Source organism: Streptomyces sp. NBC_00019 (genome assembly GCF_045041015.1).
Taxonomy (GTDB): domain Bacteria; phylum Actinomycetota; class Actinomycetes; order Streptomycetales; family Streptomycetaceae; genus Streptomyces.
Genome location: NZ_CP108302.1, coordinates 7,052,673 through 7,068,304 on the forward strand (window position 1 = coordinate 7,052,673; position 15,632 = coordinate 7,068,304).

Genomic DNA, 15,632 nt, shown 5'->3' on the forward strand with positions numbered 1-15,632 from the left:
GCTGACGCGGTCGGCACGGATCACCGGGCCCCCGGTCGGGAGAAGGCGTGCCGCCGCAGCACCAGGAGCTCCGCGAGTACGGCGGAGACGGCGCCGAACACCAGCGTGCCGAGGGTGTCGATGAACTGCAGCTGCAGAGTGGTGAGAGCCTCCGTCACCCGGTGGGCCAGACTGCCGTCGCGGTGTTCGGTGAGCGGCTTCGCCAGCACGTACACCAGCAGCAGCCAGCCGCAGCCGGTCACCAGGGACGCCGCCCAGCTGCCCAGACAGGAGCTGAGCAGCAGCGTGGCCAGGGTCACCGCGAGACACGGGAGCAGCCAGCCCGCGGAGGTCCAGGGACTGCTGCTCGCGCCGGGCATCAGGGCGGCCACACCGGTGACCAGCGGGACGCACACCACCAGCAACTGCGTGGTCCGCAGCAGCAGGATGCGCAGACCGCCGGCCGGCGTCGTCCGCGTGACCTCGGCGAACGGGTCGACCCGACCGCCGTAACTGCCCGCGACGCAGAGCATGGGCAGGGTGGGCGCGAACAGCAGCAGAAGCAGCCGGGGCATCGACGAGTCGACGGTTCTGGCCAGCCCCACGCCGAGCGCGGAGACACAGACGACGGCCACGATCCAGGACAGCCTGAGGCCTTGCGTCGCCGCGAGCCGTGGAGCCGGGCCGGTGCGGGGGGCGATTCCGGGGGTGGGTGGCGGCATCGGGCCGGTGCGCGGGCCGCCGCCGATCCGGTTGAGCAGCACGGTGTGCAGCGCGTCCAGCCGCGCCTGGTGCGGCCCGTTCCGTACGGCGTCGTTGACCGCCTCGGCGCAGCGGCGGCAGTGCCGCAGATGGGGTTCGGCACGCCCGAGCAGACCGGCGTCGAGGCGGCCCCCGGCGTAGGCGGTCACCCAGGAGACGGGGAGGTGGCGGTCGTCGACGAGGGGCGGGTGCAGGCGGGTGGCGGGGGCGGGGGGTTCGGTCATGGTGTCGCTGCCTTCGGGATCTCGGGGAGGGGGTCTCCGGTGTGGACCGCCTTGAGGTAGTGGCTGGGAGCGCCCCGCACACCGGCCAGACGGTGGCTGAAGTGGTCGACCGCGTCGGTGAGTTCGGAGCGGTATGCCTTCCGGTCGTCCGAGAGACAGGCCTTGGGTGAGCCGTTCGAGCAGTGCACGGCGATGGGGGCGACCAGATCGGGCGTCCGGTCGCTGCCGTTCAGGTGTCCGAGGTCGGTGCAGGCCAGAACGGTGAGAAGCAGGAACATGGCCACGAGCGGACGTCGCGGCTGAAGGGCGAGCCCGCCGACGACGGCGAACACGAGGGCGGCCACGCCGGCCCACGGCCGCCACCAGGCGGCGGTCGAGACCGCCCCCATCGGGAGGTGCTGGGGGATCGGCGGGCCCGTGTAGTGCCGTACGTCCTGCCCTTCCAGACCGAAGCCCAGCAGGGCCGGGAGCAACAGGACCAGCACCGCGAGCAGCGGCAGGACGCGCAGCGGGCACAACCCGCCCACGACGTGGGCCAGACAGGCGGCACCGGTCAGCAGCGCCATGCCGTGCACCACGCCGAAGACCGGCGGCTGTCCCGCCGTGGCGGCCGGCCAGGTCATGGCCGACGTGGCCGACGCCATGACGCCGAACGTCGCAAGCGGCCACAGCACGGAGGGCGAGACGGACAACAGGGCACGCGCCAGCGGACCCCGCGCAGAGCAGTCCCCGGTCCACTCCGTCCTCGCCCGCGCCTCCATACCGCCCTGTCGGGCCGCGAAGGGCACCGTGACCAGCAGGACCATGTCGAGACCCGCCTGCAGGGTCTGGCCGGTGTCGAACCAGTCCCCCCGCCAGGCGGCGGCCGTCTCCAGCCCCTCGTACCCGCAGAACCCGAGCACGGTGCCGAACACCACGGCCCCCACCTGTCAGGGCCCACGCCGCATCCGCGTCCGAATGACCGCCCCGTGCCCCCGCCCCTCACGGCCGAGGCGGCGGAACCCTGTGCCGAGTGCCGTCGTCGTCACCCCCCTCGGCGCTCTCCTCTCGCAGCCGCTCCCGTAACCGCGCACACCCCCGCGCCGCCCATGCCTTCACGGTGTTCTCCGGTACGCCGAGCCGCTGGGCGGTCTGACGGACGGTCAGCTGATGGACGTAGCGCAGCTCGATGACCTCGCGATAGCGCGTCGGAAGGCCCGCGAGGGCGACGGCGAGGGACGTGTAGCGGGCCGAGGACGCGAGGAGGCAGTCCTCGGCGGACGGGGCCACCGACGAGGACGGGGCCAGCCGGTCGCCGGCGCGGTCCGCGGCGGCGCGGAACCGCCCGTGCATGCGTTCCTGGTCGACGGCACGGCAGTACGCGATGCGCAGCAGCCAGCCGACCCGCGTTGCCCTCATGGAACCCGGACGCGCTCTTCCAGGCGGTGAGGAACGCCTCCTGTACGGCGTCCTCCGCCGTCTCCGGGCCGAAGCCGCGGGCGAGCAGGTGCGCGAAGACATGGCCCGCATGCCGGGCGAACAGCTCGGAGAGGGCCGCTCTGCTGCCCCCGGCCATCGCGCGCACCAGATGGCTGTCACAGCGTGCGCCGTCGTCCTCGCCGGACGCCGGAGCGGTCGGTGGGTCGGTGCAGGAGCGACACCCGGGATAGGTGGTCATGCGGCCTCGGTGGTGGTCGTTCGCTCGGGCCGCCGAATTCCCAGGCGCGGCCGCCAATGGCATCACGTCCGACCAACGCCCGCTGCGCCGCATGAGGTTGCAGGCGCCGAGACTGCCGCGGGGGGACAGGGAGCACACGGGCGGCGCACGAGCGCCCCCGCACCACCGGGGGTCAGCTGCGGCGCGCCGCCGCCAGTCCCCTCGCCAACCCCGGTACCCCGAGCCGCTGTTCGTCCTCCGGGCCCGCTCCGTGCAGGCGGTTCCTGAGCTGGTAGGGGTCGGCGCGCAGGTCGTAGTACTCGCGGAAGAGGACCTTGCCGGTGCCGCGTGGGCGTCCGTCGGCGGCGAGGCGGGTGCGGTAGTACTCCGTGTACTGCTCCGACTTGCCGATGTACGACGCCCAGGTGTGGATCGGCTGCTTGTCCTGCTGGTTCCACCACCACTCGGCGAGCAGGTGGGTGCGGTCGTTCCCGGCGTCCAGCAGGGAGTGGCCGTCGTGCGGGGTGTCCGGGGTGATGCCGGCCGCGTCCAGGAAGGTCGGGGCGATGTCGACGTGGCCGGTGAGACGGTCGTCGGTGCGGGGCGTGCCGAGGCCGCCGGCCGGCCAGGACAGGTGGAACGGCACTTCCAGACTCGGGCGATAGGGCACCGACTTGCGCAGCCAGCCGTGGTCACCCCAGCAGAGGCCGTGGTCGCTGGTGAACAGGACCAGGGTGTTCTCCAACTGGCCCAGCTCGCGCAGCTTGTCGCGGAAGTCGCGCATCGCGTCGTCCACCGAGAGCAGGGTGCGCAGCTGGCGGGCGCGCAGCGCCCTGCCCTGGGCGAAGGTGTGGTGCGCCTCGCGCAGGAAGCGAGGCTTGTCGCCCTTGCTGGGTTCGAGGACCGACGGGCGGCCCTTCCACTCGGGCACGCGCGTGTGGGCGTACCTCCGCTCCGCGACGTTCACCTCGTGCGCCGAGCGCGTGGCCACGTACGCGAACCACGGCCGGTCGTCGGAGCGGGACCGCTCGATGAAATCGAGGGTGCGGTCCTTGATGACGGTGGTGTTGTACCCGCGGATGTTCCGGACGGTGCCGTTGTCGTTGTAGTGGCCGTCGTAATACCGCACCGGCTCCTGGAGCAGCCATTCGTCGAAGTGGGGCGGGGCGTCGCCGGTGTGCCAGTAGTTGAGGTACTTGCCGAACAGGCCCGTGCGGTATCCGGCCTCGCGCAGCTGTCGCTGGACCGTGGTGCGCTGGTCCAGGTGGTACGGGTGGCGGGTGTCGAGCAGACCGTGGTTGTGGGCGTACCGGCCCGACATGATCGAGGCGCGGGACGGGGCGCACAGCGGGGTGTTGGCGTGTGCGCGGGCGAAGGTGGTGCCGTGGCCGCCGAGCCAGTCGAGGGTCTGCGGGAGCGCCCAGTCCGTCTCCTTGGGCTGGTCGTCGGTGAGGACCAGGAGGATGTTGGGGCGGGCGTCCCCGCGCGTGCCGGGGGAGGAGGCGGCGCGGCTCGCGACGGGGGCTGCCGTCGGGGCCCCGTTCGGGGTGGGGGAGTCGGCGCCACCGTCGCCGTCGGCGCCCTTGGTGACGAAGGGGATCGTCGCCCCCGTGGCCGCGACGGCGGCGCCCGCGATCAGCGCCCGCCGTCCCGGCCCGCGCCGCTGCTCCTCGGCCATGTGCGTCCCCAAGTCCCCGTAAAAGCCCGTATAAGTGCTCAATCAAGCTGTGAACGAGCTTGCAGTGTGCAGGCGGTTCCTGTGAATGCCGTTGCGGGTTCATGACGACGGACCTGTGGTGTTGTGGCGATCGCAGCGCGCGTCAGGCCGCGCGGGGCGGGTTCCAGACGTACGGCGTGGTCGTCGTCACCGCCTCGAAGCCGAGGCGGCGCAGGATGGGCGCGCTGTCGTCGGAGGCGTCCACGTGCAGATACGTGACACCGCGCGCGGCCGCGAGGGCGGCGCGAGTGGCCACCAGGGCGCGGTAGATGCCCCGTCCTCGCCACTCGGCGAGCGTGGAGCCGCCCCACAGGCTCGCGAACGCGGTGCCCGCGCGGAAGGCCAGCCAGGCCGCGGAGACCACCTCGCCGTGCGCCTCGGCGACGTGGATCGAGATCTCGTCGGGGGCGGCGGCGACCCGGCCGATGAGGTCGTCGGCGAGCCAGCTCCAGTCCTGGCCCCAGACGGTGGACTCCATGGCGGCGATGCGGCGCATGTCGGCGTCCGCCGTGACCCGCCGCAGCGTCACGCCGTCCGGCAGGGCGGGCTCGCGTACGGCCATGTCGGCCGCGCGTCCGATCAGCACCGTCTCCCGGTCCTCCGGCAGGAAGCCGGCCGCGCGGAGCCGTTCGGTGAGGTCGGCCGGGGTGTCGTGGCCCCGTGTCTTCCACTCCACGGCCTCGCCGCGCGCCGCGAAGAAGTCCCGCTGCCGGACGATGAGTCCGTCCAGCGCGTCCCCGTCGACGCCGAGTTCACGCGGCCCGCTCACGAACCCCCGGAACTGTCCGACGATCCGCAGTAGCGGGCCGTCGTTCTCGTACGTCACCCCGGCGGGCGGGGTGGGCGGCGCACCGCGCATCTGGTCGTCGTAGGCGGCGAGGAAGATCTTGGTGTCGGTCACGGCACGACCGTACGGCGCCCGGCACAGGAGGCAACCGGTTTTCGTGCGGCGCCCTCAGCCGGTGAACTTCGCGCTGGTCAGGGGCGCGGTCACCGTCCAGCCCAGCGACTCGTACAGCCCCCGCCCCGCGGGCGTTCCCGCGAGGACGCAGCTCTCCGCGCCCTGTTCCGAGGCGGCCCGCTGGAGGGTGTGCATGACGACCGTGCCGAGGCCCTTGCGGCGGTGCTGCGGCGAGGTCTCGACCTGGTCGACGACCGCGGTCGCGCCGGTCGGGGCGAGCTGGCCGCGGGCCGCCCAGGAGCCGTCGGGGGCGGCGAGCATGGTGCGGGTGACGCCGCCGCGGGACCAGGTGCGCAGACGGAAGCCGTCGGGGACCGTCGGCTCGGGTGTCGTGGTCAGGGGGAGTGTCATCAGGTGGCCGGGCTCGGGGTCGATCCACCAGCCCTCGCCCAGCCAGCCGCCGACCACGGTCGGATCCCGGAACACCTTGAGCCACACACCGGCGCCGGTGACCACCCCGGCCACCTTCCGCACGGCCGTCTCCTCGACGTCCTCGTCGATCGCGCCGAACACATGCCGTGCGACATGGCCGTCCACGCCCATGTCGATCGTGCAGCCCCACGGCTCGACCACCGGCGGGGCCGCCCCGCGCGAGAGCACCCATCCGTCCACCCATGCCCGCACGGTCCGGTCCATGACACCCCTTCGGTAATGATTGCAAGCCGTCTGGGGTTATTACAGTAGCCGGTCACGCATTCCGGCAGACGTGATCGCTCACAGCGAACGCGCCCAGGGGAACAATCGAAGGCTCACGTGCATTGAGTCGGCATAGCTCAACTTGAGTGCCGAAGGGGAGATCATGGCTTCGACGTCCACACCGCTCACTCTGCCCGTGCTGCCGCTCGACGACGAGGTCGTGCTGCCCGGCATGGTGGTCCCGCTCGACCTGAACGACCCCGACGTACGCGCCGCGGTGGAGGCCGCCGAGGCCGCCGCCCGGTCGGAGCCGGGCAAGCCCAAGGTCCTGCTGGTGCCACGCATCGACGGCACCTACCCCGGTACCGGTGTCCTCGGCACCGTCGAGCAGGTCGGCCGGCTGGCCGACGGCGACCCGGGCGCGCTGATCCGCGGCCGGGGACGGGTGCGCATCGGTGCCGGGACCACGGGGCCGGGTGCCGCCCTCTGGGTCGAGGGCACCCGTATCGACGAGACCGCGCCCGAGCCGCTGCCGGGTCATGTCACCGAACTGGTCAAGGAGTACAAGGCCCTCGCCACCGCCTGGCTGCGCAAGCGTGGCGCCTGGCAGGTCGTGGACCGTGTCCAGGCCATCGACGACGTCTCCGCGCTCGCCGACAACTCCGGTTACTCGCCCTTCCTGACCACCGACCAGAAGGTCGAGCTGCTGGAGACCGCCGACCCGGTGGCCCGCCTCAAGCTCGCGACCCAGCAGCTCCGCGACCACCTCGCCGAGCAGGACGTCGCCGAGACCATCGCCAAGGACGTCCAGGAAGGCGTCGACAAGCAGCAGCGCGAGTTCCTGCTCCGCCGCCAGATGGAGGCCGTCCGCAAGGAACTGCGTGACCTCAACGGCGAGAAGGACGGCGAGGAGTCCGACGACTACCGCGCCCGCGTGGAGGCCGCCGACCTGCCGGAGAACGTCCGCGAGGCGGCCCTCAAGGAGGTCGACAAGCTGGAGCGGTCCAGCGACCAGTCGCCCGAGGGATCGTGGATCCGGACCTGGCTGGACACGGTGCTCGAACTCCCGTGGAACGAAAGGACCGAGGACGCGTACGACATCCAGGGCGCCAAGGCGATCCTGGACGCCGAGCACGCGGGCCTTGAGGACGTGAAGGAACGGATCACCGAGTACCTCGCGGTGCGCAAGCGGCGCAACGACCGGGGGCTGGGTGTGGTGGGCGGCCGCCGTGGCGGCGCCGTCCTGGCACTGGTCGGCCCGCCCGGCGTCGGCAAGACGTCCCTGGGCGAGTCCGTCGCGCACGCCATGGGCCGCAAGTTCGTCCGCGTCGCCCTCGGCGGTGTGCGGGACGAGGCCGAGATCCGCGGTCACCGGCGTACGTACGTCGGCGCGCTGCCCGGCCGGATCGTCCGTGCCGTCAAGGAGGCCGGGTCCATGAACCCGGTGGTCCTGCTCGACGAGATCGACAAGGTGGGGTCCGATTACCGGGGTGACCCGGCGGCGGCCCTGCTGGAGGTCCTCGACCCCGCGCAGAACCACACCTTCCGGGACCACTACCTGGAGGTGGAGCTGGACCTGAGCGATGTGGTCTTCCTCGCCACGGCCAACGTCCTGGAGGCGATCCCCGAGGCCCTGCTCGACCGTATGGAGCTGGTCCGCCTCGACGGCTACACCGAGGACGAGAAGGTCGTCATCGCCCGTGACCACCTGCTCCCGCGCCAGCTGGAGCGGGCCGGCCTCGACAAGGACGAGGTGACCCTGGACGAGAGCGCCCTGCGCAAGCTCGCCGGCGAGTACACGCGCGAGGCGGGCGTCCGCACCCTGGAGCGGTCCATCGCACGGCTGCTGCGCAAGGTCGCGGCCCAGCACGAACTGGGCGAACGGAAGCTGCCGTTCTCGGTGACGGACGAGGAGCTGCGGGGCCTGATCGGGCGGCCGCACCACGTGCCGGAGTCGGCGCAGGACCCGGCGGAGCGCCGTACCGCGGTGCCGGGTGTGGCGACGGGCCTTGCGGTGACGGGCGCGGGCGGTGACGTGCTCTTCGTGGAGGCGTCCCTGGCGGACCCGGAGACGGGTGCGGCGGGTCTGACCCTGACGGGCCAGCTGGGCGACGTGATGAAGGAGAGCGCGCAGATCGCGTTGAGCTTCCTTCGCTCGCACGGCGCCGAACTGGAGCTGCCGGTGGGCGACCTGAAGGACCGGGGCGTGCACATCCACTTCCCGGCGGGCGCGGTGCCGAAGGACGGCCCGAGCGCGGGCGTCACGATGACGACGGCACTGGCGTCGCTGCTGAGCGGGCGGCTGGTGAGGACCGACGTCGCCATGACGGGCGAGGTCTCGCTGACGGGTCGCGTGCTGCCCATCGGCGGCGTGAAGCAGAAGCTGCTGGCCGCGCACCGGGCGGGCGTCACGACCGTCATCATCCCCAAGCGCAACGAGCCCGACCTGGACGACGTCCCCGCCGAGGTGCTGGACAAGCTCGACGTCCACGCCGTGACGGACGTCCGCCAGGTCCTGGAACTGGCGTTGTCGCCGGCCGTGAACGGGGCGACGTCGGAGGTTCCGGTGGCGGCGTGACGGACGTCATCGGATGAGGTGAAGGCCCGGGTTCTCGTGAGGGAGGCCCGGGCCTTCGCCGTACCGGGGAAGGGATCAGCCCTTGGCGAGCGCCTGCACCCTGTCGAGCGCCCCGTTGAACCGGTCATGGTCGCCGACCGTCGGCCCGGACGAGGTGTACTGCCACATCGTGTAGGTGCTCCAGCCGGCCGGCAGGGTCCCCACGGTCGAGGCGTAGCGGGCGATCCACAGCGGGTGGGCGGCGAAGCCGGCGTAGTTGCCGGTGCACTGGGTCCACCAGCTGGTGGAGGTGTAGATGACGGCGTCCCGGCCGGTGCGGGCCTTGTACTGGTTCAGGAAGTCGCGGATCCAGCTCACCATCGCGCTCTTGGTCTTGCCGTAGCAGGAGTCGCCGTACGGGTTCCACTCGATGTCGAGGGTGCCGGGCAGGGTCCTGCCGTCGGCGGACCAGCCGCCTCCGTGGTCGACGAAATAGTTGGCCTGCGTTGCGCCGGTCGTGGTGTCCGGGGTCGCGAAGTGGTACGCGCCGCGGATCATGCCGACGCCGTAGGAGCCGCTGTACTGCTGGGAGAAGTAGGGGTTCGTGTAGTACGTCCCCTCGCTCCCCTTGGTGTAGGCCCACCGGACCCCGCTGTTCCAGAGGGTCGTCCAGGCGACGTTGCCCTGGTAGCTGGCCACGTCGACGCCCTCGGTCTGGGCGGCGCGGGTGTGGGCGGGCAGGCCGCCCTGTCCGTCGTGGGCGACGACGCCCATGCCCATGCGGGCGGTGCCGCGGGCCGGCGTGGCTGTGGCGTCGGGCGACTCGGCGGCCGACGCCGGGGCTATGGACAGCAGTGCGTACACGGCTGAGAGGACGCCGGCGAGGAACAGGTGGCGCGGGCGGGGCGATCCGGGTCTGTGCACGGGCATGGCGTGCCTCCGAGGGGCTCGGTGATGCTCGGTGGGGGAACACCCGGCCGGGGGTGTATGGCGTGGGCATGCCAGTCAGCGCCTGGTCAAGAAGCTACGCACGTCGACGAGCGGGTGGGAAGAGGGACCGGTTGCTGCCGTTGGTCTAGCCCTGCGAAATACTTACCGAGCTGCGGTGACGGCGCAATTTGGCGGAAACTTTCAGGACCGGGAAAACCGAGGCAGGGGCTGACGTGCACGAAGACGGGAACAGCGGCGGGCACGGAGACGTGTCCAGCGGGTCCAGGACTGGTCTCGACCAGCCCGAATTCCTCGCGTTGGAACGCGAGTTGACCGTGCTCCTGCGGCGCGCCCGGGCCAACCAGGGCGAGATGGCCCGCGAGGTCCACCCCGACCTGGAGTCCGCCGCGTACGGGTTGCTGGTGCGCCTCGAGGAGTCCGGTCAACAGCGCGCCACGGAACTCGCCGCGTACATCGGCGTGGGCAAGGCCACCATGTCCCGTCAACTCCGCGCCCTCGAGACCCTCGGCCTCGTCACCCGCGCCCCGGACCCCGCGGACGGCCGCGCCTGGCTCGTCGAGCTCACGGCGGAGGGGCGGTCCCGGGTGGGGCGGGTACGGAACGCACGACGCGCGCGGTACGCGGGGCGGCTGGCGGACTGGAACCCCCGCGAGGTGTCCGAACTCGCGCGTCTGCTGCATGAGCTGAACCGGGGCATGGAGCGCTGACCTGGCCGGCGATCGGTGGCTCGTCGTCGGGCTCGGCAGCCCCGGGGCGGCCACCGTTCTCACCGCGCACGAACCCGGGAGCAGGCCCCTCGGTCAGTGCCGAGGCGTCCCCGAGCCCTTGACCCCGCCTCACAGCTCGACGTACACCACCGTCGCATCGTCATGCGTCTTGCTCCGCCCCAGATACACCCGCCCCTCCGCGTCCGCGCCCTCCAACTCCCGCACTCGCGCCACCAACGCCCCCGCCCCGTCCTTGCGTACGAAGGTGAAGCAGTCCGTCCAGTCGCCCTCGCGGAACTTCTCCACCCACCGGGTCGCGCCGTCCGTCAGCGCGGCCAGGGACCGGACCGACGGGCGCGGTAGTGCGCCCGTCACCGCACGGCCTGCCACCGACGGATCGGCCGCGGCGGTGAAGAAGCCGTTCTCCTTGTTGCGGAGGGTCGAGTCGATGAGGGCGTCCGAGGTCAGGGAGGAGCGGGGGAGGCGGGAGAGGCGGTCGTCGAGGACGGCTGTCACCGTGCCGTCCTCCGACTCCAGCAGCAGGGCCGAGTCCGAGAGGACCAGGTACTCCACCGTCCGCGCCGACCAGCGTGCGACAACCACCGTGGCCTGTGGTGTGCGTGGGTGAGAAAGGTCACAGGTGTGAGCGTGGGACTCGGAGGTACGCGAGACGGCGAGGCTCAGCGCCTCGGTCAGCGGAACATCGGGGAGGGAAACGGTCAGTTCGGTCAGTGCGCCACCCAGTCGTGCCGTGAACCAGGGGACGGAATGCAGACACCCCGTCTCGCCCGCCGGCGGCGTGACGCCGTCCAGGACCACGAGCGCCCCGCCCTGTCCGGAGGCCGGAAGGGCGACACTCGCGAAGTCCTCGTTGGGGCGGGTCCGGTCGCCGGGCTCCGAGATAAGTTCCGTACGCATTCGGCCAGTCTGCACGAGCCCTTCACGGTGTTCACGAAAGGCTGGCAATGGTCGTCGGACGGGCGCAGTCGCGCAGGTCAGGCGCCTGGTTTGGGAGGGAATGGTTCACTCCGGGAAGGCGTGGTGGCGGATAATGCCATCGGTCGGCGGCGACGTCCAACCGGCCCGCCGGTCAAGATCGCTGACCATGCCACCGGAACTTGCTCGCCAACTCCCGTCCGGGGTTCACTCCTTCGGGTGGCGGGTCGGGTGATGCGCGCCCGCTGCACAGCGGCACTGGGAGGGTCGGGAAACGTACCCGGTGTGTGACTCCAGTTGACGGAGCGTCACCCGGGCCCATGGGCACACGAGTCAGGAATGCGAGCACCGGTGCAGAAGACGCGGCCTCGTCGTACGAGCAAGCAGACGGCCCCCGCCGATCCCGCCACCGCCGACGGTTCCGCCGTCGGCAAGGGCCGCCCCACCCACGTACGCAACCGGCTGATCGTCGCCGCGGCCGTCGTGGCCGCCGCCATCGCCGGAGCCGGTACCCCCTCGATCCTCGCCGCCTCGGGCGAACTGAGCGACTCCCAGGACCTGGTGACGCTCGCCGAGCAGACCCAGGACGCCCTGATCCTCGCGCACTCGCTCGCCGACGAGCGGGACGAGGTCACGTCGTACGTCGCCGCCGGGCGCGCCAAGTCCAAGGCGCCCTCCGAGCAGCGCAGCGTCCGCGTCGACCGCCAGGTCGAGGAGTTGCGCGCCGACACCGACACCCCCGCAGACCTCCGTACGGATCTCGAGGGCATCGCCGCCCTGCGCCGGGCCGCGCTCACCGGCAAGAGCTCCGCCCTCGGGGTGCACCAGACCTACTCCGCGGCCATCAACGAGCTGCACCGTCTCGCCGAGCACCTGGCCGAGCAGATGCCGCCCCGCGCGGGCTCCGGCGCCTACGCGCTCGCCGAGCTGGACTCCGCCGTACAGCAGTCGGCCGCCGCCCGCGGCCTGCTCCTCGCGGCGCTCAGCGTGCCCCGCACCACCCAGACGGTCACCGACCCCGTCACCGGACTCTCCTCCACCGTCGTCACCTCCTCGGCCGCAGACACCAAGCAGCGCGACGCCCTCACCGCCGCCGCCCAGCAGGCCCGGCTGCGCTCCGACGCCGCCCTCGCCGACTTCCACGACACGGCTCCCGAGGCCGCGAAGAACAGCTTCGACTCCACGGTCACCGGCCCCGAGGTCAACTCCGCCGAGAAATACCTCGCCGCCCTCACCGACCAGGCCACGCTCTCCGACGGCGAACTCGACACCAGCACCAAGAAGGCCGACGCCGCCCTCTCCGCCCGAGTGGACCTGATGCGCGGTGTGGAGTCAGCCCTCTACAACCAGCGCACCAAGGACCTCGCCCAGCTCCGCGACGACGACGTCACCGCGCTGGAGCTGCGCGTCGCGATCCTCGGCGCCCTCATGCTGCTGGCCGTCGGTATCGCCACCGCCATGGCCCGCACCCTGACCCGCCCGCTCGCCGTCCTGCGCCTGGGCTCCGCCCGGTTGGCACAGTCCGAGGAGCCGACCACCGAGGAACCGGTCAAGTTCACCGGCCGCAACGACGAGTTCGCCCAGGTCGTCCGCTCCGTCAACGCCCTGCACGCGCACGCCGTCGCCGTCCAGGAGCGCGTCGCCACCCTGGAGTCCGACCGCAAGCACCTCGTCGGCCAGCGCCAGAAGATGGCCGACGCCCGCGAGGAGCTGCGCACCGAACTCGCCGAGTCCGCCGCCCAGTTGGCGCGTCTTCGCGAGAGCATCGGCGGCACCTTCGTCAACCTCGCCCTGCGCACCCTCGGCCTGGTGGAACGCCAACTCGCCGTCATCGAGGGCCTGGAGGAGCGCGAGCAGGACCCCGACCGCCTCGCCACCCTCTTCAAGCTCGACCACTTCGCCACGGTCATGCGCCGCCACAGCGAGAACCTCCTCGTCCTCGCCGGCACGGAACACGTCCAGCAGCACGCCGGTCCGGTCCCGCTGGTGGATGTCGTACGGGCGGCGGTGAGCGAGATCGAGCGCTACGAGCGCGTCCGCATCGCGGCCCTGCCCCCGCACGCGCATGTCGCGGGCTTCGCGGCCGACGACCTGTCCCACCTCCTGGCCGAGCTGATGGAGAACGCCACGTCGTTCTCCCCGCCGGACATGCCCGTCGAGGTCTCCGGCTGGCTGCTGGAGAGCGGCGAGGTCATGCTCTCCGTCCAGGACGAGGGCATCGGCGTGACCGACGAGCGGCTGACCCGTCTCAACTCCCGCCTCGGCGACTTCGACCCGGACTCCCCGTACGACCAGGAGGGCGAGGAGGGACTCGGCCTCGGCCTGTACGTCGTCGCCCGCCTGGCCCACCGCCACGGCGTCCGCGTCCAGCTCCGTGAGCAGAAGCAGGGCGGCATCGCCGCGGTGGTCGTTCTCCCGAAGGGTCTGCTGGCGCCGGCACCGTCCGCCGCGGTCCCCTCCGCCGCCCCGCTGTCCGGTGCCACCCACACCTTCTCCCTCCCGGGCGCCGACGCGGAGGCCAACTCCAACGTCCTGCCCACCCGTTCGGGCACCGGCGACGTGCTGGTGGCCCTGGCGGAGAAGGCCGTACGGACGTCGGAGACGGCAGGGGAGGAGAGCCCTGCCGAGACGACGATGGAGCTGCTGGTACCGATTCCGGCGGAGCCCGAAGCAACCCCTGAACCCGTGGCCGCCGACGCTGAGGAACCCCTACAGGGGCCACCCGCGTCCGACGACGACGACACCGAACACGAGCGCACCCCGGACGAGGACCAGCTCACCGCAAAGGGCCTCCCCAAGCGCACACCCAAGATCGCCGCGCCCGCGACCACACCGCGCCCGCGAAGCAGTTCCGTGGACGCCGAGGCCCTCCGCCGGAGGCTCGGCGGCTTCCGCCGGGGGGCGGAGGCCGGCTACCGCGACGTAGAAGCCGAGATCGCCGAACAGACGGGTCAGACGAGGACACCCGCACACAGCGAAGAATCCACGGGGGGAACTCCCGAGGAGGCAAGCAGTTGACCGCGCCCAGTACCTTCGGACTGAGCAGTGAAGCCCGCAACCTGCACTGGCTGCTGACGAACCTGGTCGAGGAGGTGCCGGGCATCCAGTCAGTAGCGGTGGTCTCATCGGACGGACTGCTCCTGCTCTCCTCCGACCCCGGCACCAACGACAAGGCCCGTCGGACCCGCACCACCCCGAAGGGCCCACGAGGCTCCTCCGCCGACCTCGCGACCATCGTGTCCGGCATCGGCAGCCTCACCATCGGCGCCGCCAAGCTCATGGAGTCGGGCGGGGTGAAGCACACGATGGTCGCGATGGACGAGGGCAGCCTGTTCGTGATGTCGATCAGCGACGGCTCGCTGCTCGGTGTGCACGGCTCCGCGGACAGTGACATGAGCGTCGTGGCGTACCACATGGCGTTGTTCGTCGGCCGTGCCGGACACGTCCTGACCCCCGAACTCCGCAGTGAGCTAAGGCAGTCGCTGGAGTCCGAGACCACGGGGGGCGCGCGATGACCGGCCGTCCGAACCTCCCGGTCCGCGGCGGCGACCGCAAGCCCGCCCGCGTCCGCCCCTACTCGCTCACCGGCGGCCGCACCCGCTTCGGCCACGTCCTCCTCGTGGAGACGTTCGTCGCGGCACTGGAGGCCCCCGAGGAGCGCAAGGAACTGACGAATGGCTCCCTCAACACCCGGGTCATGCCGGAGATGCGGGCCATCGTCGAACTCTGCCGCCGTATGCGCACGGTGGCCGAGATCGCCGCGCTGCTGAAGATGCCGCTCGGCGTGGTCCGCGTGCTCCTGAGCGACCTCGCGGACCAGGGAAAGATCCGTGTGTACGGCACCGGCACCGGTCACGGGACCGGCCGCCCGGACCGCGCTCTGCTCGAAAGGGTGCTGAGTGGACTCCGTCGTCTCTGACGCCGCTCGTGGCGTCGCCCCACTCGTCGAAGTCGAAACCGACGACAACCTCAGGTCCTGGCAGACGGACCGTACCCGGGCCCCGATCGCGACGAAGATAGTCGTGGCCGGCGGCTTCGGCGTCGGCAAGACCACGCTCGTCACCGCCGTCTCGGAGATAACGCCCCTGCAGACCGAGGCGCTGATGACCGAGGCGAGCGAGGAGACCGACGACCTCACCGCCACGCCCGGCAAGCTCACCACCACCGTGGCCATGGACTTCGGCCGCCTCACGCTCGACGACGACCTGGTGCTCTATCTGTTCGGCACGCCGGGCCAGCAGCGGTTCTGGTTCATGTGGGACGACCTGGTGCGCGGTGCGATCGGCGCGGTCGTGCTGGCCGACACCCGCCGTCTGAAGGACTGCTTCCCGGCGCTGGACTACTTCGAGAGCTGCGGACTGCCGTACGTCGTCGCGGTCAACCACTTCGACGAGAGTGAGCTCTTCGAACCGGAGGACGTGCGGGAGGCGTTGACGATCCCCGCGCACATACCTGTAATGATCATGGATGCGCGCCGCCGGATCTCCGTGATCGAGAGCCTCCTGGCCCTCGTCGGCCACGCGCTGGACGAAACACCTGAGTAGTCGCGACCAAGGAGCCACCAGC

Annotated in this window: 14 protein-coding genes; 6 read left to right on the forward strand and 8 right to left on the reverse strand. The window is 71.6% G+C overall.

Translation table 11 applies throughout. The features are described 5' to 3' along the window. Positions 1–20: 20 nt before the first annotated feature. The 6 genes from OHU89_RS33455 to OHU89_RS33480 all read right to left on the reverse strand — a co-directional run bounded on the left by OHU89_RS33455 (position 21) and on the right by OHU89_RS33480 (position 5,915). Positions 21–965 carry a hypothetical protein gene (locus tag OHU89_RS33455; protein ID WP_405648475.1) on the reverse strand — a complete coding sequence of 315 codons (945 nt, stop codon included), beginning with the start codon at positions 963–965 and terminating at the stop codon, positions 21–23. Continuing rightward, entirely contained in the window at positions 962–1,882 is a 921-nt protein-coding gene (locus OHU89_RS33460) for a hypothetical protein (protein WP_405648476.1), read from the reverse strand. Before OHU89_RS33460 ends, OHU89_RS33455 begins: the two co-directional genes overlap by 4 nt. 64 nt (positions 1,883–1,946) lie before the next feature. Next, entirely contained in the window at positions 1,947–2,363 is a 417-nt protein-coding gene (locus OHU89_RS33465) for an RNA polymerase sigma factor (RefSeq protein ID WP_405648479.1), read from the reverse strand. Positions 2,364–2,794: 431 nt separating this feature from the next. Beyond that, complete coding sequence (locus tag OHU89_RS33470; RefSeq protein WP_405648481.1) at positions 2,795–4,279, reverse strand: sulfatase; 1,485 nt, start codon at positions 4,277–4,279, stop codon at positions 2,795–2,797. A 142-nt stretch (positions 4,280–4,421) separates the two neighbouring features. Then, the gene (locus tag OHU89_RS33475) at positions 4,422–5,177 is read right to left on the reverse strand and encodes a GNAT family N-acetyltransferase (protein WP_405654766.1); all 756 of its coding nucleotides are present in this window, start codon (positions 5,175–5,177) and stop codon (positions 4,422–4,424) included. 96 nt (positions 5,178–5,273) lie between these two features. Then, positions 5,274–5,915: a GNAT family N-acetyltransferase gene (locus OHU89_RS33480; protein ID WP_405648483.1), complete on the reverse strand. Its 642-nt coding sequence runs from the start codon at positions 5,913–5,915 to the stop codon at positions 5,274–5,276. Between the two features lie 163 nt (positions 5,916–6,078). On the opposite strand from OHU89_RS33480, the gene lon reads away from it, so the two are divergent. Next, positions 6,079–8,493: an endopeptidase La gene (lon, locus tag OHU89_RS33485; RefSeq protein ID WP_405648485.1), complete on the forward strand. Its 2,415-nt coding sequence runs from the start codon at positions 6,079–6,081 to the stop codon at positions 8,491–8,493. A 75-nt stretch (positions 8,494–8,568) separates the two neighbouring features. Here lon and OHU89_RS33490 read toward each other — a convergent pair whose 3' ends face one another. Continuing rightward, the gene (locus OHU89_RS33490; protein ID WP_405648487.1) at positions 8,569–9,402 is read right to left on the reverse strand and encodes a lysozyme; all 834 of its coding nucleotides are present in this window, start codon (positions 9,400–9,402) and stop codon (positions 8,569–8,571) included. A gap of 233 nt (positions 9,403–9,635) precedes the next feature. Between OHU89_RS33490 and OHU89_RS33495 the strand changes: the two genes are divergently transcribed. Continuing rightward, positions 9,636–10,130, forward strand: coding sequence for a MarR family winged helix-turn-helix transcriptional regulator (locus OHU89_RS33495; protein WP_405648489.1), 495 nt, complete (start codon positions 9,636–9,638; stop codon positions 10,128–10,130). 129 nt (positions 10,131–10,259) lie between these two features. On the opposite strand, the gene OHU89_RS33500 is transcribed toward OHU89_RS33495, so the two are convergent. Further along, positions 10,260–11,048 (reverse strand): protein phosphatase 2C domain-containing protein, encoded by a 789-nt coding sequence (locus OHU89_RS33500; RefSeq protein ID WP_405648491.1) that lies wholly within the window; start codon positions 11,046–11,048, stop codon positions 10,260–10,262. Between the two features lie 369 nt (positions 11,049–11,417). On the opposite strand from OHU89_RS33500, the gene OHU89_RS33505 reads away from it, so the two are divergent. Genes OHU89_RS33505 through OHU89_RS33520 form a run of 4 tightly spaced genes read left to right on the forward strand, consistent with a single transcriptional unit; the run spans position 11,418 to position 15,610 of the window. Next, on the forward strand, positions 11,418–14,084 hold the full coding sequence (locus OHU89_RS33505; RefSeq protein ID WP_405648493.1) for a nitrate- and nitrite sensing domain-containing protein: 2,667 nt from the start codon (positions 11,418–11,420) through the stop codon (positions 14,082–14,084). Then, the gene (locus OHU89_RS33510; protein ID WP_405648495.1) at positions 14,081–14,581 is read left to right on the forward strand and encodes a roadblock/LC7 domain-containing protein; all 501 of its coding nucleotides are present in this window, start codon (positions 14,081–14,083) and stop codon (positions 14,579–14,581) included. The genes OHU89_RS33505 and OHU89_RS33510 overlap by 4 nt, the downstream gene beginning before the upstream one ends. Continuing rightward, positions 14,578–14,985, forward strand: a complete 408-nt coding sequence (locus OHU89_RS33515) for a DUF742 domain-containing protein (RefSeq protein WP_365392940.1) — start codon at positions 14,578–14,580, stop codon at positions 14,983–14,985. Before OHU89_RS33510 ends, OHU89_RS33515 begins: the two co-directional genes overlap by 4 nt. Then, on the forward strand, positions 14,966–15,610 hold the full coding sequence (locus OHU89_RS33520; RefSeq protein WP_266888080.1) for an ATP/GTP-binding protein: 645 nt from the start codon (positions 14,966–14,968) through the stop codon (positions 15,608–15,610). The genes OHU89_RS33515 and OHU89_RS33520 overlap by 20 nt, the downstream gene beginning before the upstream one ends. Positions 15,611–15,632 lie beyond the last annotated feature (22 nt).

Bases quoted from the DNA above. Each gene is read 5' to 3' on its own strand.
- OHU89_RS33455 (WP_405648475.1), bottom strand. From the start codon at position 965: ATGACCGAACCCCCCGCCCCCGCCACCCGCCTGCACCCGCCCCTCGTC.
- OHU89_RS33465 (WP_405648479.1), bottom strand. From the start codon at position 2,363: ATGAGGGCAACGCGGGTCGGCTGGCTGCTGCGCATCGCGTACTGCCGT.
- OHU89_RS33470 (WP_405648481.1), bottom strand. From the start codon at position 4,279: ATGGCCGAGGAGCAGCGGCGCGGGCCGGGACGGCGGGCGCTGATCGCG.
- OHU89_RS33475 (WP_405654766.1), bottom strand. From the start codon at position 5,177: ATGCGCGGTGCGCCGCCCACCCCGCCCGCCGGGGTGACGTACGAGAAC.
- OHU89_RS33480 (WP_405648483.1), bottom strand. From the start codon at position 5,915: ATGGACCGGACCGTGCGGGCATGGGTGGACGGATGGGTGCTCTCGCGC.
- lon (WP_405648485.1), top strand. From the start codon at position 6,079: ATGGCTTCGACGTCCACACCGCTCACTCTGCCCGTGCTGCCGCTCGAC.
- OHU89_RS33490 (WP_405648487.1), bottom strand. From the start codon at position 9,402: ATGCCCGTGCACAGACCCGGATCGCCCCGCCCGCGCCACCTGTTCCTC.
- OHU89_RS33500 (WP_405648491.1), bottom strand. From the start codon at position 11,048: ATGCGTACGGAACTTATCTCGGAGCCCGGCGACCGGACCCGCCCCAAC.
- OHU89_RS33515 (WP_365392940.1), top strand. From the start codon at position 14,578: ATGACCGGCCGTCCGAACCTCCCGGTCCGCGGCGGCGACCGCAAGCCC.